We start from the raw sequence: 17,138 nt of genomic DNA, 5'->3' as shown, positions 1-17,138 counted from the left end.
TTTCCCTATTTTAGTGGCCGAAACTGGGAAAATCCCGATGGGCATGCCCGAGCGGGGCCGCTGCGTTGTTGCGCGGTCCGTCCCGGCGGGTAACCGCCGCCGGTTCAGTCCAGGCCTAGAAGCCCAGCTTCACCAGCTGCTTTGGATCCCGCTGCCAGTCCTTCGCGACCTTGACGTGCAGGTCCAGGTAGATGCGGGCGCCGAGGAGCGCCTCGATGGCCTTGCGGGCCGTGGTGCCGACGTCGCGGAGCCGCGCTCCGCCCTTGCCGATGATGATTGCCTTCTGCGACGGCCGTTCGACATAGAGATTAACCCGGACATCCAGGAACGGGCGGTCCTCGGGCCGGCCCTCGCGAGGAACAATCTCATCGACCACAACCGCCAGGGAGTGCGGAAGTTCGTCGCGGACGCCTTCCAGGGCTGCCTCGCGGATGAGTTCGGCGATCATCACCGCTTCCGGCTCGTCCGTCAGGTGTCCGTCCGGGTACAGCGGCGGCGACGGCGGCATGTGGCCGATCAGCACGTCGGCGACGGTGCCGACCTGGAAGCCGTCCGTCGCGGAGACGGGAACGATATCCTTCCAGCCGTCCTCCCCCAGCACCTCGCGGCCCAGGGCGGCGACGGCGAGCAGCTGTTCGGTCAGTGCCTGGCGGTCCACCGTGTCGGCTTTCGTCACGATCGCAATGACCGGCTTGTTGCCGATGGCGGCGAGCTGTGCGGCGATGAACTTGTCGCCGGGGCCGATCTTCTCGTTGGCGGGCAGGCAGAAGCCGATCGCGTCGACCTCGGCGAGGGTGTCCGCGACCAGTTCGTTGAGCCGCTTGCCCAGCAGGGTCCGCGGGCGGTGCAGGCCCGGGGTGTCGACCATGATCAGCTGCGCGTCGTCGCGGTGCACAATGCCGCGGATGGTGTGCCGGGTGGTCTGCGGCTTCGCCGAGGTGATGGCGACCTTCTGGCCCACCAGGGCGTTGGTTAGGGTGGATTTCCCCGCGTTCGGCCGTCCCACCAGCACCGCGAACCCGGCCCGGTAACCGCCGAAAGGCGCTTCGCCGTCGGACTTATTCTGCTTGCTCACGTGGAACTCCCTGTTGCGTTGGTTCAGCCTCGTCGAGAAGATCTTCAAGGTCAGTTTCTTCCTTTGGCACCGCGGCCGCAATGATGTGGCTGACGCGGTTCCGGCGGCCTTCCAGCCTGTCGGCCCGGAGGGTGACGCCGTCGACGCTGACGGTGCTTCCGACGATCGGCACCCGGCCGAGCGCCTTGGCGAGCAGGCCGCCGACGGTGTCCACCTCATCGTCGTCGAGCTCCAGGTCGAAGAGCTCGCCGAGGTCGTCGATGCTCATCCGGGCGCTGACCCGGTAGCTGCCGTCGCCCAATTCGACCGCTTCCGCGGCCTCGGTGTCGTATTCGTCCACGATCTCGCCGACGATTTCCTCGATCAGGTCCTCGAGCGTGACCAGCCCGGCGGTGCCGCCGTACTCATCGATCACGATCGCCACGTGCGTCGATTCCTTCTGCAGCTCGCGGAGCAGCTCGCTGACCGGTTTGGAGTCCGGCACGTAGCGGACCTCGCGGGCCAGTTCGTCGACGACCGGGGGTTCCTCGCCGGGGGCCAGGTTGTGGACGACGGCGGCGACGTCCTTGAGGTAAACGATGCCGAGGATCTGGTCCGTGTTCTCGCCGATGACGGGGATCCGCGAGTACCCGGAGCGGAGGAACAGCGACATGGCCCGGTGCAGGCTGGAGCCGGAGTCGATGCAGAGAATGTCGGTCCGGGGCACCATCACGGAGCGGACCAGGGTGTCGCCGAAATCGAAGACGGACTGGATCAGCTCGGCCTCGTTGTCCTCGATCACGTCGGATTCGCTGGCGCGATCAACGAGTTCGCGGAACTCCTCTTCGCTGAAAAAGGCCTCGTTGTCCGCAGGCGCCCCCGGTGCCACGGCGCTGCCCAGGGTGACCAGCCAGCCCGGGATCGGACCAAGCACCCAGCAGAGCCAGCGGATCAGCGGGGCGGAGAAACGGACCATGCCGGCGGAGTGCACCCGGCCCAGCTGGCGCGGCGACACCCCGACGATCACGAAGCCCACGAGGGCCATGATGCCGGTCGCGGCGAGCCCGGCGAGCCAGACATTGCCGAGCAGGCTGTTCAACAGCACGGTCACGGCCACCGCGGAGGCCATCTCGAACCAGACCCGCCAGAACCGCAGCGCGCGCATGTGCGCCACCGGCTGGGCCATGATCCGTTTCAGCGCCGTGCCGCGGCTCTGCAGGATCGCCTGTTCGGCGTCGTGGCGGGGAAGGTAGTTGAAGGCGGCCTCTGCCGCGGTCAACACAGCCGCAAAGCTGAGGAAGACCAGCGCCATGCCGGCCAGGATCAGTGGGGTCACTGAATCGTCTCTGCCGGGGCGTCCTTGCCGGTGAAGCCGGAGAGCAGCTCGCGCTGCAGCCCGAACATCTCTTCCTTCTCCTCCGGCTCCGCGTGGTCGAAGCCCAGCAGGTGCAGGATGCCGTGGGTGGTCAGCAGCAGCATCTCGTCCTGGGTGGAGTGGCCGGCGTTCTTAGCCTGTACCTCCGCCACCTGGGGGCAGATCGCGATGTCGCCGAGCATGCCCTGCGGTGTGGGCTTGTCCGGCGTGCCGGGAGTGAGTTCATCCATCGGCACGGACAGCACATCGGTGGACCCGGGCTCGTCCATCAGTTCGATGTGCAGCTTCTCCATGGCGGGCTCGTCGACCAGCAGGATGGACAGCTCCGCCTGCGGGTGGATGAAGAGCCGCTCAAAGACGAACCGGGCCAGCGCCACCAGCTCGGCTTCGTCCACCGTGACGCCGGATTCGTTGTTGACCTCGATGCTCATGCGTGTTCTCCCCGGTTCTCCCGGGCGACGGAATGCTTGACCCGGTTCCTTTGTGTCTCGTCCCAGACGCTGTACGCGTTGACGATGTCGCCCACCAGCCGGTGCCGGACAACGTCGGATGCGTCCAGGACCGAGAAATTGACGTCCTCGATCCCCTGCAGGATGTCTTCGACGATCCGCAGCCCGGAACGGGTGCCGAACGGCAGGTCCACCTGGGTGACGTCGCCGGTGACGACCATCTTGGAGCCGAAGCCCAGCCGGGTGAGGAACATCTTCATCTGCTCGGGGGTGGTGTTCTGGGCCTCGTCCAGGATGATGAACGCGTCGTTGAGCGTGCGTCCGCGCATGTAGGCCAGCGGCGCCACCTCGATGGTGCCGGCGGCCATCAGCCGCGGGATCGACTCGGGGTCCATCATGTCGTGCAGGGCGTCGTAGAGCGGACGCAGGTAGGGATCGATCTTGTCACTGAGCGTGCCGGGCAGGAAGCCGAGCCGCTCCCCCGCTTCGACGGCCGGGCGGGTCAGGATGATCCGGCTGACTTCCTTCTGCTGCAGCGCCTGGACCGCCTTGGCCATGGCCAGGTAGGTCTTGCCGGTGCCGGCCGGGCCGATCCCGAAGATCACCGTGTTTGCGTCAATCGCATCCACATAGTTCTTCTGGTTCAAGGTCTTGGGCCGGATGGTCTTGCCGCGGCTGGAGAGGATGTTGTGGGTGAGCACGTCCACCGGGTTCTGCAGCGACTGGGTGCGCAACAGCGACACGAGCTGCTGCAGGACAACCGGCGTAATCACCGTGCCGCGCGCCACCAGGCCGCGCACCTCGTTGAGCAGCCGCATAATCCTGGGCACGTCGGCGGCAGGGCCGCTGATGGAGAGCTCGTTCCCGCGGACATGGAAGTCGACGCTGGGGAACTGGGTTTCGATAAAGCGCAGGGCTTCGTCATGGCTCCCCAGGGACTGCACCATCTGGTCGGAATTGTCGAACAGGACCACCTCCGTCCGCAGACCTGGGAGGGAGTGGGGAAATTCCCCTGCGGTGCGCTCGTTCGCGCTGATCCGGGCCTTGCCGTTGGCTGCTTCAGTCATGGTGTTGGCCCGTGGGCCTCTGGTCCCCTCCAGTTCGGAAATGGTCTCGCCGCCTCGGCGCCGGCCGACGGCGTTCCGGGCCGTCCGCGCCGGGTTTCAGCGGGTCCTTCCATCTTACGCCAGCGCGGCCCGGTGCCGGAGCGGAGGGCATTAGGTATCAACTTCATATCGTCCTCATATCGTTCCCGTTGCAGTTCGCCGGACAGCGCGGAATCCCCACTGGAGCGCAGGCACCTTGTGCAATGCTGGATTCGGCCCTGCCGGGCCCGCGGAGCGAGAAACACAGCGAAGGGACAGGGCAATCAGCCAGCGTGGAGTGAACAAGACAGCAGCAGGGCGGAATACGCGCCGCGGCTTGCTGCACCTTGTGCTGCCCGCTGCCCTGGCGCTGTCCGGCTGCGTGGCCACGCCCCAGCCGGGCATCACGAACTCCGACACGCCCTCCCACACGGTCCCCGGCCCGGCCGCCGGCGTCGCCACCACCAGCGCACCGCTGGAATCCACCCAGGCCTCCAACAAGGCTCCGGTCTACTGGATCGGGCGCAGCAACAACAACGTCTTCCTGTACCGCGAGTTCCGGGACGTGTCGGAAGAGGACAACCCGATCACCCGGGCGCTGCGGGTGATGATGTCGCAGAAGCCGCTGGACCCTGATTTCTTCACCCCGTGGCAGAACCCCAGGCTCCTGGCCACCTCGATTTCCGGCAAGAACGTGATCACGGTGGATGTGTCCGCCGATGCGTTCAACAGCAACGTCGACGCCGACATGGCCGAACGCGCGATCCAGCAGCTCGTCTACACGGCCACGGCCGCCGGTGCCAGCGCCGGGCTGACCGATACCGGGCAGCAGATCCAGGTCGTCATCCTCGTCGACGGGCACACCGACTACGTCGCCTTCAACCGGGTCCGGCTCGGTTCACCGACCTCGCGCAGCGCCGGAATGGTGGCGCCTGTGTGGATCATCGATCCGCAGGAGGGCACCGAGGTGGCGGACGGCGCGGTCAAGATTTCCGGCCGGAGCACGGTCCCGGGCGGAAAGCTGCGCTGGGAGATCCTGCGGGTCGACGGCGCCAGCAAGACGCCCTATCTGGACGGCAACATCACGGCCTCCGCCGATGCCTCGAAGCCCGGCCTGTTCAACCTCTCGTTGAACCTCGGTCCCGGTGAGTATGAGGTCCGCGTGTCGCAGGTCGATCCCAGCAGCAAGGTCCAGGACCTGAACGTAGATACCCGCGGGTTCACTGTCCGCTAAGGCATTCCGCTAAGGCAGGCACCCGGCGGACCCGCACGGGCGCGGCGCCTGGCCTGTCCTACTACTGCTTGCCCCTACCAACGTCCCAGGACGTCGCTGGCCAGCACCGTGGCGGCGGGGCCGGCGGTGGAAGAACGCAGCACGTGGTGGCCCAGCAGGGCGGTGACGGCTCCCGCATCGCACAGCCGGGTGACCTCGCGGGGGCTGATGCCGCCCTCGGGGCCCACGATCAGGAGCACCTCGCGGGCCACACCGCCGTCGCCGGCCTGCTGGTGCCAGGCCTCCAGCACCTGCCGCAGGGGCCGAACCGCGTCCTCGTGCAGGATCACGGCCAGGTCCGCGGCGGCTACGGCCGCCTGCAGGCCGTTGCCGTCCACCGCGGCGCGGACCTCCGGAATCCAGGCGCGGCGTGCCTGCTTCGCGGCTGCCGTCACCACGGACTGCCATTTGGCGTGCGCCTTCGCCGCGCGTTCGGGTTTCCAGCGGACGATCGAGCGTTCGGCCTGCCAGGGCACGACGGCGTCAATCCCCAATTCGGTCGCGGTCTCAGCCGCCAGCTCGTCGCGGTCGCCCTTGGCCAGGGCCTGCACCAGCACCAGCCGAACGTCAGGCCTTGGCTCGGTCACGACCTCGCCGCACTCCACCGTCAGCTCCTGCGGCGCGGCGGCCGTCACGGTGCCGGTGATCCGCTTGCCGGCGCCGTCGGCGATGTCCACCGGCTCCCCCACGGCCAGGCGCTTGACCGTCACCGCGTGGCGCGCCTCGGCGCCTTCGAGGACGAACGTCGCGCCGGGGACCAGCTGGTCCAGGGTGCCTGCGGGGGTGAAGAAGACCGGGTTGCTCACCGCTACAGGTTACCGAGCCGGTCCCGCAGCTTCGCGAAGACACCGCCGCTGGCGGCAAGCTTCCCTTCGGTGAACTGCTCGCCGCGGAGTTTGGCGAGCTGGCGCAGCAGGTCTTCCTGGGCGGCGTCGAGCTTCGCGGGGGTATCCACCTGCAGGTGGACCTTGAGGTCTCCGCGGCCGTAGCCGCGCAGGTGCGTGACGCCCAGGCCACGCAGCGTGATGACCTCGCCGGACTGGGTGCCGGCCTTGACGTCGATTTCCTGTTGACCGTCAAAGGTCTCAAGGGTCAGCTCTGTGCCGAGCGCGGCCGCCGTCATCGGGATGTTCAGGCTAGCGTGCAGGTCGTCGCCTTCGCGCACGTAGGTGGGGTCGTTGTTGACCCGGATCTCGACGTACAGGTCACCGGACGGGCCGCCGGCAGGACCGGCCTCACCCTGGCCGGAGAGCTGGATGCGGGTGCCGGTAGCGACGCCGGCGGGAACCTTGACGGTAAGCGAGCGGCGGCTGCGGATGCGGCCCTGGCCGGCGCATTCGTTGCAGGGATCCTTGATCACCGTGCCGAAGCCCTCGCAGCTGCCGCAGGGGGCAGTGGTCATGACCTGGCCGAGGATGGAACGCACGGCGCGCTGGACCTGGCCGCTGCCGCCGCAAATGTCGCAGCGCTCGGGGTGGCTGCCTTCGCGGCAGCAGGAACCCTCACAGGTGGGGCAGGTGACGGCGGTGTCCACTTCGAGCTTCTTGTTGACCCCGAAGACGGCGTCGCGCAGGTCGATCCGGACGCTGATCAGGGCGTCCTGGCCGCGCCGCACCCGGGAGGCGGGGCCGCCCTGGCTGCCGGCGCCGCCGAAGAAGGTTTCGAAGATGTCCTGGAAGGCGAAGCCCTGGCCGGCGTAGCCGCCGCCGAAGCCGTTGTCGTTCCCGTTCTCGTTGCCCGTCGTGTCGTAGACCCGGCGCTTTTGCGGGTCGGAAAGCACCTCGTAGGCATGGGTGACCGCCTTGAAGCGCTCGGAAGCGTCATCACCGGGGTTCACATCCGGGTGCAGGGTCCGCGCAAGCTTGCGGTAGGCCTTCTTGATCTCTTCCCCCGTGGCTTCACGGGAGACTCCAAGAACGTCATAGTGGCTGCTCAAAGTCTGTATCTCTTCCTTTTTGTACTGCCAGTGGGGCACTGCCTGTAGTTGGCAAGAAGTCCGGTTCCGGATCCGGCCCGTCAGGGCCCGAGGATCCGCGAAAGGTAGCGGGCCACCGCACGGACGGCGGCCATGGTGGTGGGGTAGTCCATCCGGGTGGGGCCAAGGACTCCGACCTTGGCCGTGGCGTCCGGTCCGTAGCCGGTGGCCACCACGGACGCTTCGGACAGGCCGTCGTAGGGGTTCTCCCGGCCGATGCTTACCGTGACGCCGCGCGGGTCCTCCGCCATGTCGCTGAGCAGGCGCAGCATCACCACCTGCTCTTCAAGCGCTTCGAGCACGGGTCCGATGCTCAGCGGGAAATCCACATTGGACCTGGCCAGGTTGGCGGTCCCGGCCATGACCATCCGTTCCTCGCGGCTGCTCGCGGCAAGCGATTCAAGCCCGCGGGCCAGGGCCTGGGCGGGTCCCCGCCGCACCGGCGGACAGCTGTCCACCACGGCCTGCAGCGACTGGGGCAGCAAGCTCAACGGGGTGCCGGAGAGCCTGGCCAGGAACAGGGTGCGGAGTTCGGCGAGGGCGTCGTCGCCGAAGTCCTGGCCGACGTCGATCACCCGCTGTTCCACCTTGCCCGTATCCGCGATCAGGACCGTGAGTACCTTGCGCGGCGCCAGGAGCACGAATTCGATGTGCCGGACGCGGGCCCGGCTCAACAGCGGGTACTGCACGACGGCGACCTGGTTCGTCAGCTGCGATAGCAGCCGCACTGTCCGGTCCAGCACGTCGTCGAGGTCATCGGACCCCTCGAGCAGCGCCTGGATGGCGCGGCGCTCCGCCGGAGAGAGGGGTTTGACGGCCGAAATCTGGTCCACGAACAGGCGGTAGCCCTTGTCCGTGGGAATCCGGCCGGCGCTGGTATGCGGCGCCGTGATCAGGCCCTCGTCTTCCAGGGCGGCCATGTCATTGCGGATCGTGGCGCTGGACACGCCCAGATGGTGCCGTTCCACCAGGGCCTTGGATCCTACCGGCTCGCGGGAATGGACGTAGTCCTCCACGATGGCGCGCAGCACTTCGAGTTTGCGTGGCTCGCTCACTCTCCACCTCCAATCGACCCGTATCGGTTCGCCGGTGCCGCCGCGCGTGCAGGAACACCCGGGGTTAGCACTCGACATGCCTAAGTGCTAACCAGTCTAATATGAGTCGCGCCGTTGTTAGCATTGGATTCGCTGCGGGCGTGAGCCCCGGGACTGGTGTTTCCCGGCACACCACAGGCCGCGCCGCCGTTCTGTCCCCCGTAATTCCCGAGTGCAAAGCAGTGTGTAGCAGATGTCGTACCAGAATTGGGGCCCGCAGGATCTCTCCGCGCCCGCCAAGGCCCAGCTGCCCGAGATCCCGGTGGAGCGCGGCATGGTGCTGGAGGACGTGCAGTCCGGCTGGGTGGGCGCCGTAACCCGGGTGGAGAAGTCCGGCGGCATGCACGTCGTGGCCCTCGAGGACCGGCGCGGCAAGTCCCGATCCTTCCGCCTCGGCTTCGGCTTCCTGCTCGAGGGCCAGCCCATCCGGCTGATGCCGCCCGCCCCGCGGGTTCCCGCGGCGGGTGCCGGAGTCGGCGCGCGCACCGCCTCCGGTTCGGTCCGGGTGGAGGGACAGCGTGCCCAGGTCGCGAAGGCCAGCCGGATCTGGGTGGAAGGCAAGCACGACGCCGAACTCGTCGAGAAAGTCTGGGGTGACGACCTCCGCGTCGAGGGCATCGTGGTCGAGCCGCTGCACGGCATCGACGACCTCGCTGCCGCCGTGAAGGAGTTCCGGCCCGGCCCCGGCCGTCGCCTCGGCGTCCTGGTGGACCACCTTGTTCCAGACTCGAAGGAGTCGCGAATCGCCGACGCGGTGATGGCCTCCCCGGGCGCGGCCGGCAACGTGCTGATCGTCGGGCACCCGTACGTCGACGTCTGGCAGGCCATCCGCCCTGCCGCCCTGGGCATTGAGCGGTGGCCGGTGATTCCGCGCGGGGTGGACTGGAAGACCGGCATCCTGACGGCCTTCGGCTGGCCGCACAGCACCAAGGAGGACATCGGCCTGGGCTGGCAGAAACTCCTCGGCGCGGTCCGCAGCTACGCGGACCTGGAGCCCTCCCTGCTGGGCCGGGTCGAAGAGGTCATCGACTTCCTCACGGTGCCGTAGCCGCCTCCTCGTGCTTTAGTTCGCGGTCCGAGCAAGTATTCTTGGTAGGGCGGCCGCTGCATTCTGTTGCGGCCGCGGCTCGTACAGGTACCTACGCTCCACCGCAATCCAAAGGACGAAACGTGGCAGAAGACGCACGCGAACACACGGATCACCAGGCCGGCCATGGCCAGTCGCAGTACCATGGCGTTCCCGCAAATGCTCTGCCGTTGACGGCAAGCGAGGACCGGCAATGGGCCACCCTGGCGCACTTTGGCGGCATTCTGGGTTGCATTCCCGCGCTGCTGATCTACCTGATCTTCAAGGACCGCGGCCCGTTCACGGCGCAGGAGTCGAAGGAGGCGCTGAACTTTACGCTTCCGCCCACCATCGCTGCGGTGGTAGCCAATCTGCTGGTCTTCGTCCCGGTGGTGGGCAACCTGTTCGCAGTCCTGGCGACCGCCATCTGGATTGCCCTCGCCTGCTTCTCGGTGGCCGCCGGCATCCACGTCAACCGCGGCCAGCCGCACCGCTACGAATACAACCTCCGCTGGATCAAGTAGCGCGAACGGACATTTCCGGCCCGCGCGCCCAACGCGATCGGACACTTCCGGCCCGCATGGGCTGACTACCTAGTCCGGGAGGATCCGGCGGACCACGGCGTCGGCTAGGAGCCGGCCCTTGAGCGTGAGCACCAGCCGGCCCTTGAACGCTTCCGCAGGCTCAACGAGCCCGTCGGCGATCAGTCCGGCGACCGCGTGCCGTCCGGTATCCCCCAGCCCGCCCAGACTCGGGATTTCCAGGCCGGTGACCAGCCTGGCTTCGAGCATGACGCGCTCCACGTTGCGGGTCTCGGCGTCGAGAGTCTCCCGCCCGGCCGCGGGCGAGACGCCTGCCGCGAGCCTACCGGCGTAGGCCGTGGGGTGCTTGACGTTCCACCAGCGGACCCCGCCGACGTGCGAATGCGCTCCGGGGCCGATGCCCCACCAGTCATCCCCGCGCCAGTAGGCCAGGTTATGGCGACAGGCCTGGTCCGGCGTGCGCGCCCAGTTGCTTACTTCATACCAGCCCAGCCCGGCCGCGGAGATCAGTTCATCGGCCAGTTCGTATTTGGCGGCATGGTCGTCGTCGTCGATCCCCGGAACCTCGCCGCGCCGGATCTGGGCGGCGAGTTTCGTGCCCTCCTCGACGATCAGCGCGTAGGCGCTGATGTGGTCCGGGCCGTAGGACAGTGCGGTCTCCAGGGAGGAGCGCCAGTCCTCCAGCGACTCCCCCGGGGTGCCGTAGATCAGGTCCAGGCTGACCGCGAGGCCCGCCTCACGCGCCCACTGGACCACCTGCGGCACACGGCTGGGCGTGTGGGTGCGGTCGAGGACCTTGAGCACGTGGGGCACCGCGGACTGCATGCCGAAGGAGACCCGGGTGAAGCCGGCGTCGGCGAGCAATTGCAGGGATTCGGGCGTGACCGAATCCGGGTTGGCTTCCGTGGTGACCTCGGCGCCGGGCTCGAGGCCCCAGGTGTCGATCGCGGCGGCCAGGATGCGGGCCAGGTCCCCGGCCGGGAGAAGCGTGGGGGTGCCGCCGCCGAAGAACACCGTGCTGAGCCGGCGCTCCGGGAGGCCGGAGGCTTTCAACGCCCGCCCGGCGAAGTCCACTTCCGCGACGGCGGTGTCCGCGTAGGCGTCCTGCGAGGCGCCGCCGCCGAGTTCCGTGGCGGTGTACGTGTTGAAGTCGCAGTAGCCGCAGCGCACGGCGCAGAACGGAATGTGGACGTAGAGCCCGAAGGCCCGGTCCGCGGCGCCCTCCAGCGCCTGGCCGGGCAGCAGCCCGTCCGACGGCGCGGGGTCACCGAGGGGAAGCGCACTTGGCATGGCTACTTCTTGGCCTTGTCCTTGGACTCGTCCGTGGTGAGTGCGGCGATGAAGGCCTCCTGCGGGACCTCGACGCGGCCCACCATCTTCATGCGCTTCTTGCCTTCCTTCTGCTTCTCCAGCAGCTTGCGCTTTCGGGTGATGTCGCCGCCGTAGCACTTGGCCAGGACGTCCTTGCGGATGGCCCGGATGCTTTCGCGGGCGATGATCCGGGAGCCGATGGCAGCCTGGATCGGCACCTCGAACTGCTGCCGCGGGATGAGTTCGCGCAGCTTGCCGGTCATCATTACACCGTAGGCATAGGCCTTGTCGCGGTGGGTGATGGCGCTGAAGGCGTCGACCTGTTCGCCCTGGAGCATGATGTCCACCTTGACCAGATCGGCGACCTGGTCGCCATCGGCCTTCCAGTCCAGCGAGCCGTAGCCGCGGGTCTTGGACTTCAGGATGTCGAAGAAGTCGAAGACGATTTCGGCCAGCGGCAGGCGGTAGCGGATCTCCACCCGGTCCTCGGAGAGGTAGTCCATGCCGCCCATGACGCCGCGGCGGCTCTGGCACAGCTCCATAATGGCGCCGACGAACTCGTTGGGCGCCAGAATCGTGGCGGAGACCATCGGCTCGCGGACCTCGGAGACCTTACCGGTGGGGTATTCGCTGGGGTTGGTCACGTGGACGACCTTCTTGTCCTCCAGCGTCACCTCGTACTCCACGTTCGGGGCGGTGGAGATCAGGTCCAGCTTGTACTCCCGTTCGAGCCGCTCGCGGGTGATTTCCAGGTGCAGCAGGCCCAGGAAGCCGACGCGGAAGCCGAAGCCCAGCGCGGCGGACGTCTCCGGCTCGTAGACCAGGGCGGCGTCGTTGAGCATCAGCTTCTCCAGCGCGTCACGGAGCACCGGGTAGTCGGTGCCGTCCAGCGGATAGAGGCCGGAGAACACCATCGGCTTGGCGTCGGCGTAGCCGGGCAGGGAGTCGGTGGCGGGCTTAGCCAGGTTGGTCACGGTGTCGCCGACCTTGGACTGGCGGACGTCCTTCACGCCGGTGATCAGGTAGCCGACCTCGCCGACGCCCAGGCCCTTGGACGGGGTGGGCTCCGGGGAGCTCACGCCGATTTCGAGCAGTTCGTGGGTGGCGCGGGTGGACATCATCTGGATGCGCTCACGCGGGTGCAGCATGCCGTCCACCACGCGGACGTACGTGACGACGCCGCGGTAGGTGTCGTAGACGGAGTCGAAGATCATTGCCCGGGCGGGGGCGTTCGGGTCGCCCACCGGGGCGGGGAGATCGCGGACGATCTTGTCCAGCAGGACTTCGACGCCGGCGCCGGTCTTGCCGGAGACGCGCAGCACCTCGTCCGGGTCGCCGCCAATCAGGTTGGCCAGCTCCTCGGCATACTTCTCCGGCTGCGCCGCGGGCAGGTCGATCTTGTTCAGGACCGGGATGATCGTGAGGTTGTTCTCCATCGCCAGGTAGAGGTTGGCGAGGGTCTGCGCCTCAATGCCCTGGGCGGCGTCCACGAGCAGCACGGCGCCCTCGCAGGCGGCGAGTGACCGGGAGACTTCATAGGTGAAGTCGACGTGGCCGGGAGTGTCGATCATGTTCAGCGCGTAGCTGGTGCCGTCCAGCTCCCATGGCATCCGGACGGCCTGGGACTTAATGGTGATGCCGCGTTCGCGCTCGATGTCCATCCGGTCCAGGTACTGGGCCTTCATGTCGCGGGACTGGACGACTCCGGTGTACTGGAGCATCCGGTCGGCCAGCGTGGACTTGCCGTGGTCAATATGCGCAATGATGCAGAAGTTCCGGATGAGGGCCGGATCTGTTGCGGCAGGCACCGGGGCGGTGCGGGCCATGGGAGACACGCAGGGTCCTTACTGTTGGCAATACTTGGGGGCTGTACTGGCGGGCTGCACAGCTGGGCTGTTCTAGGGGCGGGCGCAGCCGGTGTTCTACGTTGCTTGTTCCACCTGCTGCGGCACGCCGCATTTCTCGTTCCTATAGTCTCCCACGTCCCGGACCGTGGCACTGCATTAGCGCCGGCGCTCACTGCCCGTTGTCGCCGCTCCGTCAACGTACGCCGGTGCACGGCGGCCGGTAGGGTTTCCCCATGGCCTTGAATCTTCGCTCCCTCGGCAACGCCGTCCGCGGCGCCCTGCGCTTCCTCGACCGGCTCGGCGGCGGCGCTCCTCCCGCGACACGCCGTCCTGCCGGCAAGGCTCCCGCCCGGCAGCCGCCCCGCGCATCCGGCGGACTGACCGGGACCTACCCGGGCGACTTCCAGGGCAAAGCCAAAGTGCAGTACAGCCCCGCCGCGAACGGCCGGGCCGAGCCCGGTGAGATCGTCTGGACCTGGGTACCGTTCGAAGAGGACCACTCCCGGGGCAAGGACCGGCCGGTGCTGCTCGTGGGAAGCAAGGGCCGGTTCCTGCTTGGCCTGATGCTCACCAGCAAGGACCACGACGGCGACGCGCGCCGCTCGGACGACTACGTCGACATCGGCACCGGGCCCTGGGACCGGCAGTGGCGCCCGAGCGAAGCCAGGCTGGACCGCATCCTGCAAATCAACCCCCAGGACGTGCGCCGCGAGGGCGCCATCCTGGACGCCGGACGGTTCCGGGACATTTCCTCTGCGCTGCGCAGGCGGCACGGCTGGTCCTGAAGTCCGGGTTCTTCGGCGACGCCGTGCGGGGGAACTCCGACCCGCGGGTCGCACCGGGAATCGCCACCGGGTTCGCGTCTCTGCTATTATTGACAGCTGTGTGTCCGTGCAGGTCGACGGCCACAGATGGTTGGTCGCCATAGGTATCCCCACGCCGCTCAGTCAATGGCCAATCTGAAAGCCCTCTAGACCATTTTCCGCATTGAAAAAGAGAGTTCACACGTGGCTAATATCAAGTCCCAGAAGAAGCGCATCCTGACCAACGAAAAGGCTCGCCTGCGCAACAACGCAGTCAAGTCCGAGCTGAAGACGGCCATCCGCGCCGTCAACACCGCCGTTGAGTCCACCGACAAGGATGCCGCTGCTGCTGCACTGGTTACTGCCAGCCGGAAGCTCGACAAGGCTGTCAGCAAGGGTGTTCTTCACAAGAACAACGCTGCAAACCGCAAGTCCGCGATCTCCAAGAAGGTCAACGCACTCTAAGGTTTTCCAGTTCAACTGAACTGATGATTGTGGCCGGCACCCCCAGGGTGCCGGCCACAGCCAGTTAAAGCGCCGGACCGGACGCGGCAACGTAACCCGGGCAAGCCGCCAACGCGACCCGGCGACCCGGGCAACGTGACCCGGCGACCCGGGCAAGCCGCGGCGCGGGACGTGCGGTCGGGCACCGGCCGTGCGCGGGCCGTGGTCGTCAGCGGCGGACCGCGCCCGCAATCACCGTGACGGCATGTTCCACGGCGTAGACCGGGTCGCGGGAGAGTCCCTTGACCTGCGCGTCGGCTTCGGCCGTGACCTGGATGGACCTAACCAGGCCCTCCGGAGTCCAGCGCCGCACATCGCGCTGCGCCTGCTCCACGAGCCACGGCTGCATGCCCAGCTGCTTGGCGATCTGGGCGGAAGACCCCTGTGCCCCGGCCACCTTGGCCAGGGACCGCAGCTTGGAGGCCAGCGCAGCGACGATCGGCACCGGGTCGGCACCGGTATCCAGTGCGTGGCGGAGCGTGGAGAGGGCCAGCGGCGCATTCCCGGCCATGGCGGCATCCGCGACCTTGAATGCCGTGGCCTCCACCCTGCCGCCGTAGTAGCGGTCAACCATTTCCGAATCCACGCCGGTGGTGGCGTCGGCGATCAGCTGGCTGCAGGCGGCCGCGAGTTCGGCCAGGTTGGCCCCGACCGCGTTGACCAGGGCGTGCACGGCGTCCGGCTCGATCCGCCGGGAGGCGGCCTTGAACTCTGTGGTGACAAAAGCCACCTTGTCCGCGTCCTTCTTCAACGGTTGGCAGTCGACCACGGGCCAACCGCCCGCCTTGATCGCGTCCAGGAGCTTCTTGCCGCGCACTCCTCCGCCGTGACGGAGCACCAGGACGGCGTCGGGTTCGGGCTGGACCAGGTACTTCAGAGCGTCGGCGAGGAAGGCGTCATTCATCGCTTCCAGGCCCTCCACCTCGATCAGCTTCTGCTCGCCGAAAAGGGACGGGCTGACGTTCATGGCCAGCGTGCCCGGTTCGTAGCTGCCGGCGTTGAGGCGGGTGAGCTCGACGTCGGGGGCCGCGGCACGGACCTGGGAGCGGATCCGGTCCATGGCCCGGGAACCCAGGTAGTCCTCCGGTCCGCCGACCAGCACCACCGCCGCGGGCGTCACATCGCGCCAGGTGGCGGTCTTCGTCGCCGTGGTCCTGGTGCGTTGGGTCTGGGCAGCAGCCACTCGTGGTTCCTCCGGGAAGTTGGTTTGCAGACTCTAAGCCTGCCACGGCGTGGGCGGTCCACCAAGCCGCGGCCGACGGACCCCGGCAGGGCGCGGACGGTGCCCGGCGGCCGCTCATGACGGCGCAGAGTCCGGGTGAGGCACAGCGTGGTCCGGTCATGTATTTTCAGGATCAGGCGTACCGCAGCGGCAGGGTGGGTGGCGAGCCAGAAGCCCGTCAGTGTCAGCCCCGAGAGCGCCGCCATCGTGGACGAGCCGAGGGCCCCCTCCGGCCAGGGCAACGCGGCCCCCGGAAGCGCCGCGAAGCAGCGGGCGATGCCGGCCACACCCGCTGCGAAGGTGCCGGCAACGGCGATGAGCATAGCCGACAACGCGGGGGCGAGGGGTACGATTGGCACTGCTGCCGTGCCGAAGACCGTAACCGGCGGCACCAGCACGGCAGCTGCCAGATTCGCGGGCAGCGCGTAGCTGGAGAACTGCGGCTGGAGCAGCACGATCACCGGGCTGCAGAACAACTGGGCGGACAACGGAACAGCGAGTCCGGCAGCCAACCAGTGGGGCACGAAGGCGGCCAGCCAGCCCATGAGGGGCCTGCCCACCACGACGATGCCAAGCGTGGCCAAAACGGAGAGCACAAAGCCGAAGTCGGTAGCCAGGGCCGGATTCGCCAGCAGCAAGCCGGCCGCGGCCACGCACAGCAGGCTGAGGCCGCGGCCGGCACGGCCAAACCCTAGCGCCCACAGCCCGATCGACCCCATCAGGGCGGCCCGGAGCACGCTGGCATCGGGCCCGACCATCAGCACAAACAGCCCCAGCCCGGCCACGGCAATTCCGGAAGCCGCCGGGCGCGGAAGCCGCAGGCTACGGGCCGCCAGCAGCAGGACCCCGAGGACCAGGCTGCAGTTGGCTCCGCTCACCGCGGTCAGGTGGGTCATTCCGACGGTTTTCATGGCCGAAGCGAGTTCGGGGTCCAGCTCACCGGTGTCGCCGGTCACCATCCCTGGCAGGAGTCCGCGCGCGTCGCCAGGCAGCCCCGCGGCGGCGACGCTGAAACCGCGCCGCAGGCCTGCCGGGAGGTGCACCCAGCTGGAGGCGGTCCGCACACGGTGCGGCGCAGAGGAGGCAGAGAGGATGCCGGCTTCGGCCTCACCTGCTCCGGCCTGCCTGAGCTTGCCTGTGGCCCGGAAACGCTGCCCCGGAGATGAGTGTCCCCACTCCTCCCCGCCGAGGGCAAGCAGCTTCACGGAGGCTTCCACGCGTCGGCCGTCGAAGACCAGGACGAGCAGGGTCACCGGCACGGCCCACCGGTCTGACAAACCGGACCGGCCCGGGGCGGAAAGCCGCCGTGGCATGCCGGCAACTTCGATCTCGGCCACCACCGACGCGCCGGCGGCGACGGCCTCTGCGACAGCACCGTCGTTCCGCTGCGCCGATGCCACCGCCGAATGCGCCCCGGCGGCGCACGAGAGAAGCAAAGCTACCGCCAAGGTGGCCCGGAAGCTTCGGGGTCCAGGTCTCCGGCGATGCGCACCGGGACCCAGCAACAGGGCAGCCGCGGCGGCCGCCAATCCGGCACA

16 protein-coding genes are annotated in these 17,138 nt (G+C 68.0%); 5 read left to right on the top strand and 11 right to left on the bottom strand.

Annotation, left to right across the window (positions count from 1 at the left end):
* Positions 1–115: 115 nt before the first annotated feature.
* The 4 genes from era to AC1DH3_RS05840 are packed head-to-tail and all read right to left on the bottom strand — an operon-like array spanning position 116 to position 3,945.
* Positions 116–1,075: a GTPase Era gene (gene era, locus AC1DH3_RS05855; RefSeq protein ID WP_175321064.1), complete on the bottom strand. Its 960-nt coding sequence runs from the start codon at positions 1,073–1,075 to the stop codon at positions 116–118.
* Complete coding sequence (locus tag AC1DH3_RS05850; protein WP_441417748.1) at positions 1,059–2,390, bottom strand: hemolysin family protein; 1,332 nt, start codon at positions 2,388–2,390, stop codon at positions 1,059–1,061. The genes era and AC1DH3_RS05850 overlap by 17 nt, the downstream gene beginning before the upstream one ends.
* Positions 2,387–2,860 carry an rRNA maturation RNase YbeY gene (gene ybeY, locus AC1DH3_RS05845; protein ID WP_175321062.1) on the bottom strand — a complete coding sequence of 158 codons (474 nt, stop codon included), beginning with the start codon at positions 2,858–2,860 and terminating at the stop codon, positions 2,387–2,389. Before ybeY ends, AC1DH3_RS05850 begins: the two co-directional genes overlap by 4 nt.
* The gene (locus tag AC1DH3_RS05840) at positions 2,857–3,945 is read right to left on the bottom strand and encodes a PhoH family protein (protein ID WP_476892487.1); all 1,089 of its coding nucleotides are present in this window, start codon (positions 3,943–3,945) and stop codon (positions 2,857–2,859) included. Before AC1DH3_RS05840 ends, ybeY begins: the two co-directional genes overlap by 4 nt.
* A gap of 316 nt (positions 3,946–4,261) precedes the next feature.
* Here AC1DH3_RS05840 and AC1DH3_RS05835 point away from each other — a divergent pair, with 316 nt between their 5' ends.
* The gene (locus AC1DH3_RS05835) at positions 4,262–5,197 is read left to right on the top strand and encodes a GerMN domain-containing protein (RefSeq protein ID WP_476892486.1); all 936 of its coding nucleotides are present in this window, start codon (positions 4,262–4,264) and stop codon (positions 5,195–5,197) included.
* Positions 5,198–5,271: 74 nt separating this feature from the next.
* On the opposite strand, the gene AC1DH3_RS05830 is transcribed toward AC1DH3_RS05835, so the two are convergent.
* From AC1DH3_RS05830 to hrcA, 3 genes are all read right to left on the bottom strand, one after another.
* A complete protein-coding gene (locus AC1DH3_RS05830) occupies positions 5,272–6,042 on the bottom strand; it encodes a 16S rRNA (uracil(1498)-N(3))-methyltransferase (protein ID WP_476892485.1) in 771 nt (256 codons plus the stop codon).
* Between the two features lie 2 nt (positions 6,043–6,044).
* Positions 6,045–7,172 carry a molecular chaperone DnaJ gene (gene dnaJ / locus AC1DH3_RS05825; protein ID WP_476908799.1) on the bottom strand — a complete coding sequence of 376 codons (1,128 nt, stop codon included), beginning with the start codon at positions 7,170–7,172 and terminating at the stop codon, positions 6,045–6,047.
* A gap of 80 nt (positions 7,173–7,252) precedes the next feature.
* Positions 7,253–8,266, bottom strand: a complete 1,014-nt coding sequence (hrcA, locus tag AC1DH3_RS05820) for a heat-inducible transcriptional repressor HrcA (RefSeq protein ID WP_476892484.1) — start codon at positions 8,264–8,266, stop codon at positions 7,253–7,255.
* A 232-nt stretch (positions 8,267–8,498) separates the two neighbouring features.
* Between hrcA and AC1DH3_RS05815 the strand changes: the two genes are divergently transcribed.
* Together AC1DH3_RS05815 and AC1DH3_RS05810 are read left to right on the top strand one after the other, a co-directional pair.
* On the top strand, positions 8,499–9,353 hold the full coding sequence (locus AC1DH3_RS05815) for a DUF3097 domain-containing protein (protein ID WP_476908798.1): 855 nt from the start codon (positions 8,499–8,501) through the stop codon (positions 9,351–9,353).
* A 122-nt stretch (positions 9,354–9,475) separates the two neighbouring features.
* Complete coding sequence (locus AC1DH3_RS05810; RefSeq protein ID WP_441417740.1) at positions 9,476–9,895, top strand: DUF4870 domain-containing protein; 420 nt, start codon at positions 9,476–9,478, stop codon at positions 9,893–9,895.
* A 69-nt stretch (positions 9,896–9,964) separates the two neighbouring features.
* Here AC1DH3_RS05810 and hemW read toward each other — a convergent pair whose 3' ends face one another.
* Together hemW and lepA are read right to left on the bottom strand one after the other, a co-directional pair.
* Positions 9,965–11,203: a radical SAM family heme chaperone HemW gene (gene hemW / locus AC1DH3_RS05805; protein WP_476908797.1), complete on the bottom strand. Its 1,239-nt coding sequence runs from the start codon at positions 11,201–11,203 to the stop codon at positions 9,965–9,967.
* A 2-nt stretch (positions 11,204–11,205) separates the two neighbouring features.
* Positions 11,206–13,059 (bottom strand): translation elongation factor 4, encoded by a 1,854-nt coding sequence (gene lepA, locus AC1DH3_RS05800; RefSeq protein WP_476908796.1) that lies wholly within the window; start codon positions 13,057–13,059, stop codon positions 11,206–11,208.
* 245 nt (positions 13,060–13,304) lie between these two features.
* On the opposite strand from lepA, the gene AC1DH3_RS05795 reads away from it, so the two are divergent.
* Positions 13,305–13,856: a type II toxin-antitoxin system PemK/MazF family toxin gene (locus AC1DH3_RS05795; RefSeq protein WP_441417737.1), complete on the top strand. Its 552-nt coding sequence runs from the start codon at positions 13,305–13,307 to the stop codon at positions 13,854–13,856.
* A 222-nt stretch (positions 13,857–14,078) separates the two neighbouring features.
* A complete protein-coding gene (gene rpsT, locus AC1DH3_RS05790; RefSeq protein ID WP_056739236.1) occupies positions 14,079–14,339 on the top strand; it encodes a 30S ribosomal protein S20 in 261 nt (86 codons plus the stop codon).
* 208 nt (positions 14,340–14,547) lie between these two features.
* Here the strand turns inward: rpsT and holA are convergent, their stop codons facing one another.
* Positions 14,548–15,561, bottom strand: coding sequence for a DNA polymerase III subunit delta (gene holA, locus AC1DH3_RS05785; protein WP_441417736.1), 1,014 nt, complete (start codon positions 15,559–15,561; stop codon positions 14,548–14,550).
* Positions 15,495–17,000 carry a ComEC/Rec2 family competence protein gene (locus AC1DH3_RS05780; RefSeq protein ID WP_441417735.1) on the bottom strand — a complete coding sequence of 502 codons (1,506 nt, stop codon included), beginning with the start codon at positions 16,998–17,000 and terminating at the stop codon, positions 15,495–15,497. Before AC1DH3_RS05780 ends, holA begins: the two co-directional genes overlap by 67 nt.
* Between the last annotated feature and the right edge of the window lie 138 nt (positions 17,001–17,138).

It is taken from the genome of Arthrobacter sp. 05L428 (genome assembly GCF_056397665.1).
The sequence above is the reverse complement of the archived record's forward strand: the minus strand, read 5'-3'. Positions and strand labels throughout refer to the sequence as shown.

What these genes read in the sequence shown, in the direction of transcription:
- AC1DH3_RS05840 (WP_476892487.1), bottom strand. Translation starts at nt 3,945, where the DNA reads ATGACTGAAGCAGCCAACGGCAAGGCCCGGATCAGCGCGAACGAGCGC.
- ybeY (WP_175321062.1), bottom strand. Translation starts at nt 2,860, where the DNA reads ATGAGCATCGAGGTCAACAACGAATCCGGCGTCACGGTGGACGAAGCC.
- AC1DH3_RS05815 (WP_476908798.1), top strand. Translation starts at nt 8,499, where the DNA reads ATGTCGTACCAGAATTGGGGCCCGCAGGATCTCTCCGCGCCCGCCAAG.
- hemW (WP_476908797.1), bottom strand. Translation starts at nt 11,203, where the DNA reads ATGCCAAGTGCGCTTCCCCTCGGTGACCCCGCGCCGTCGGACGGGCTG.
- AC1DH3_RS05795 (WP_441417737.1), top strand. Translation starts at nt 13,305, where the DNA reads ATGGCCTTGAATCTTCGCTCCCTCGGCAACGCCGTCCGCGGCGCCCTG.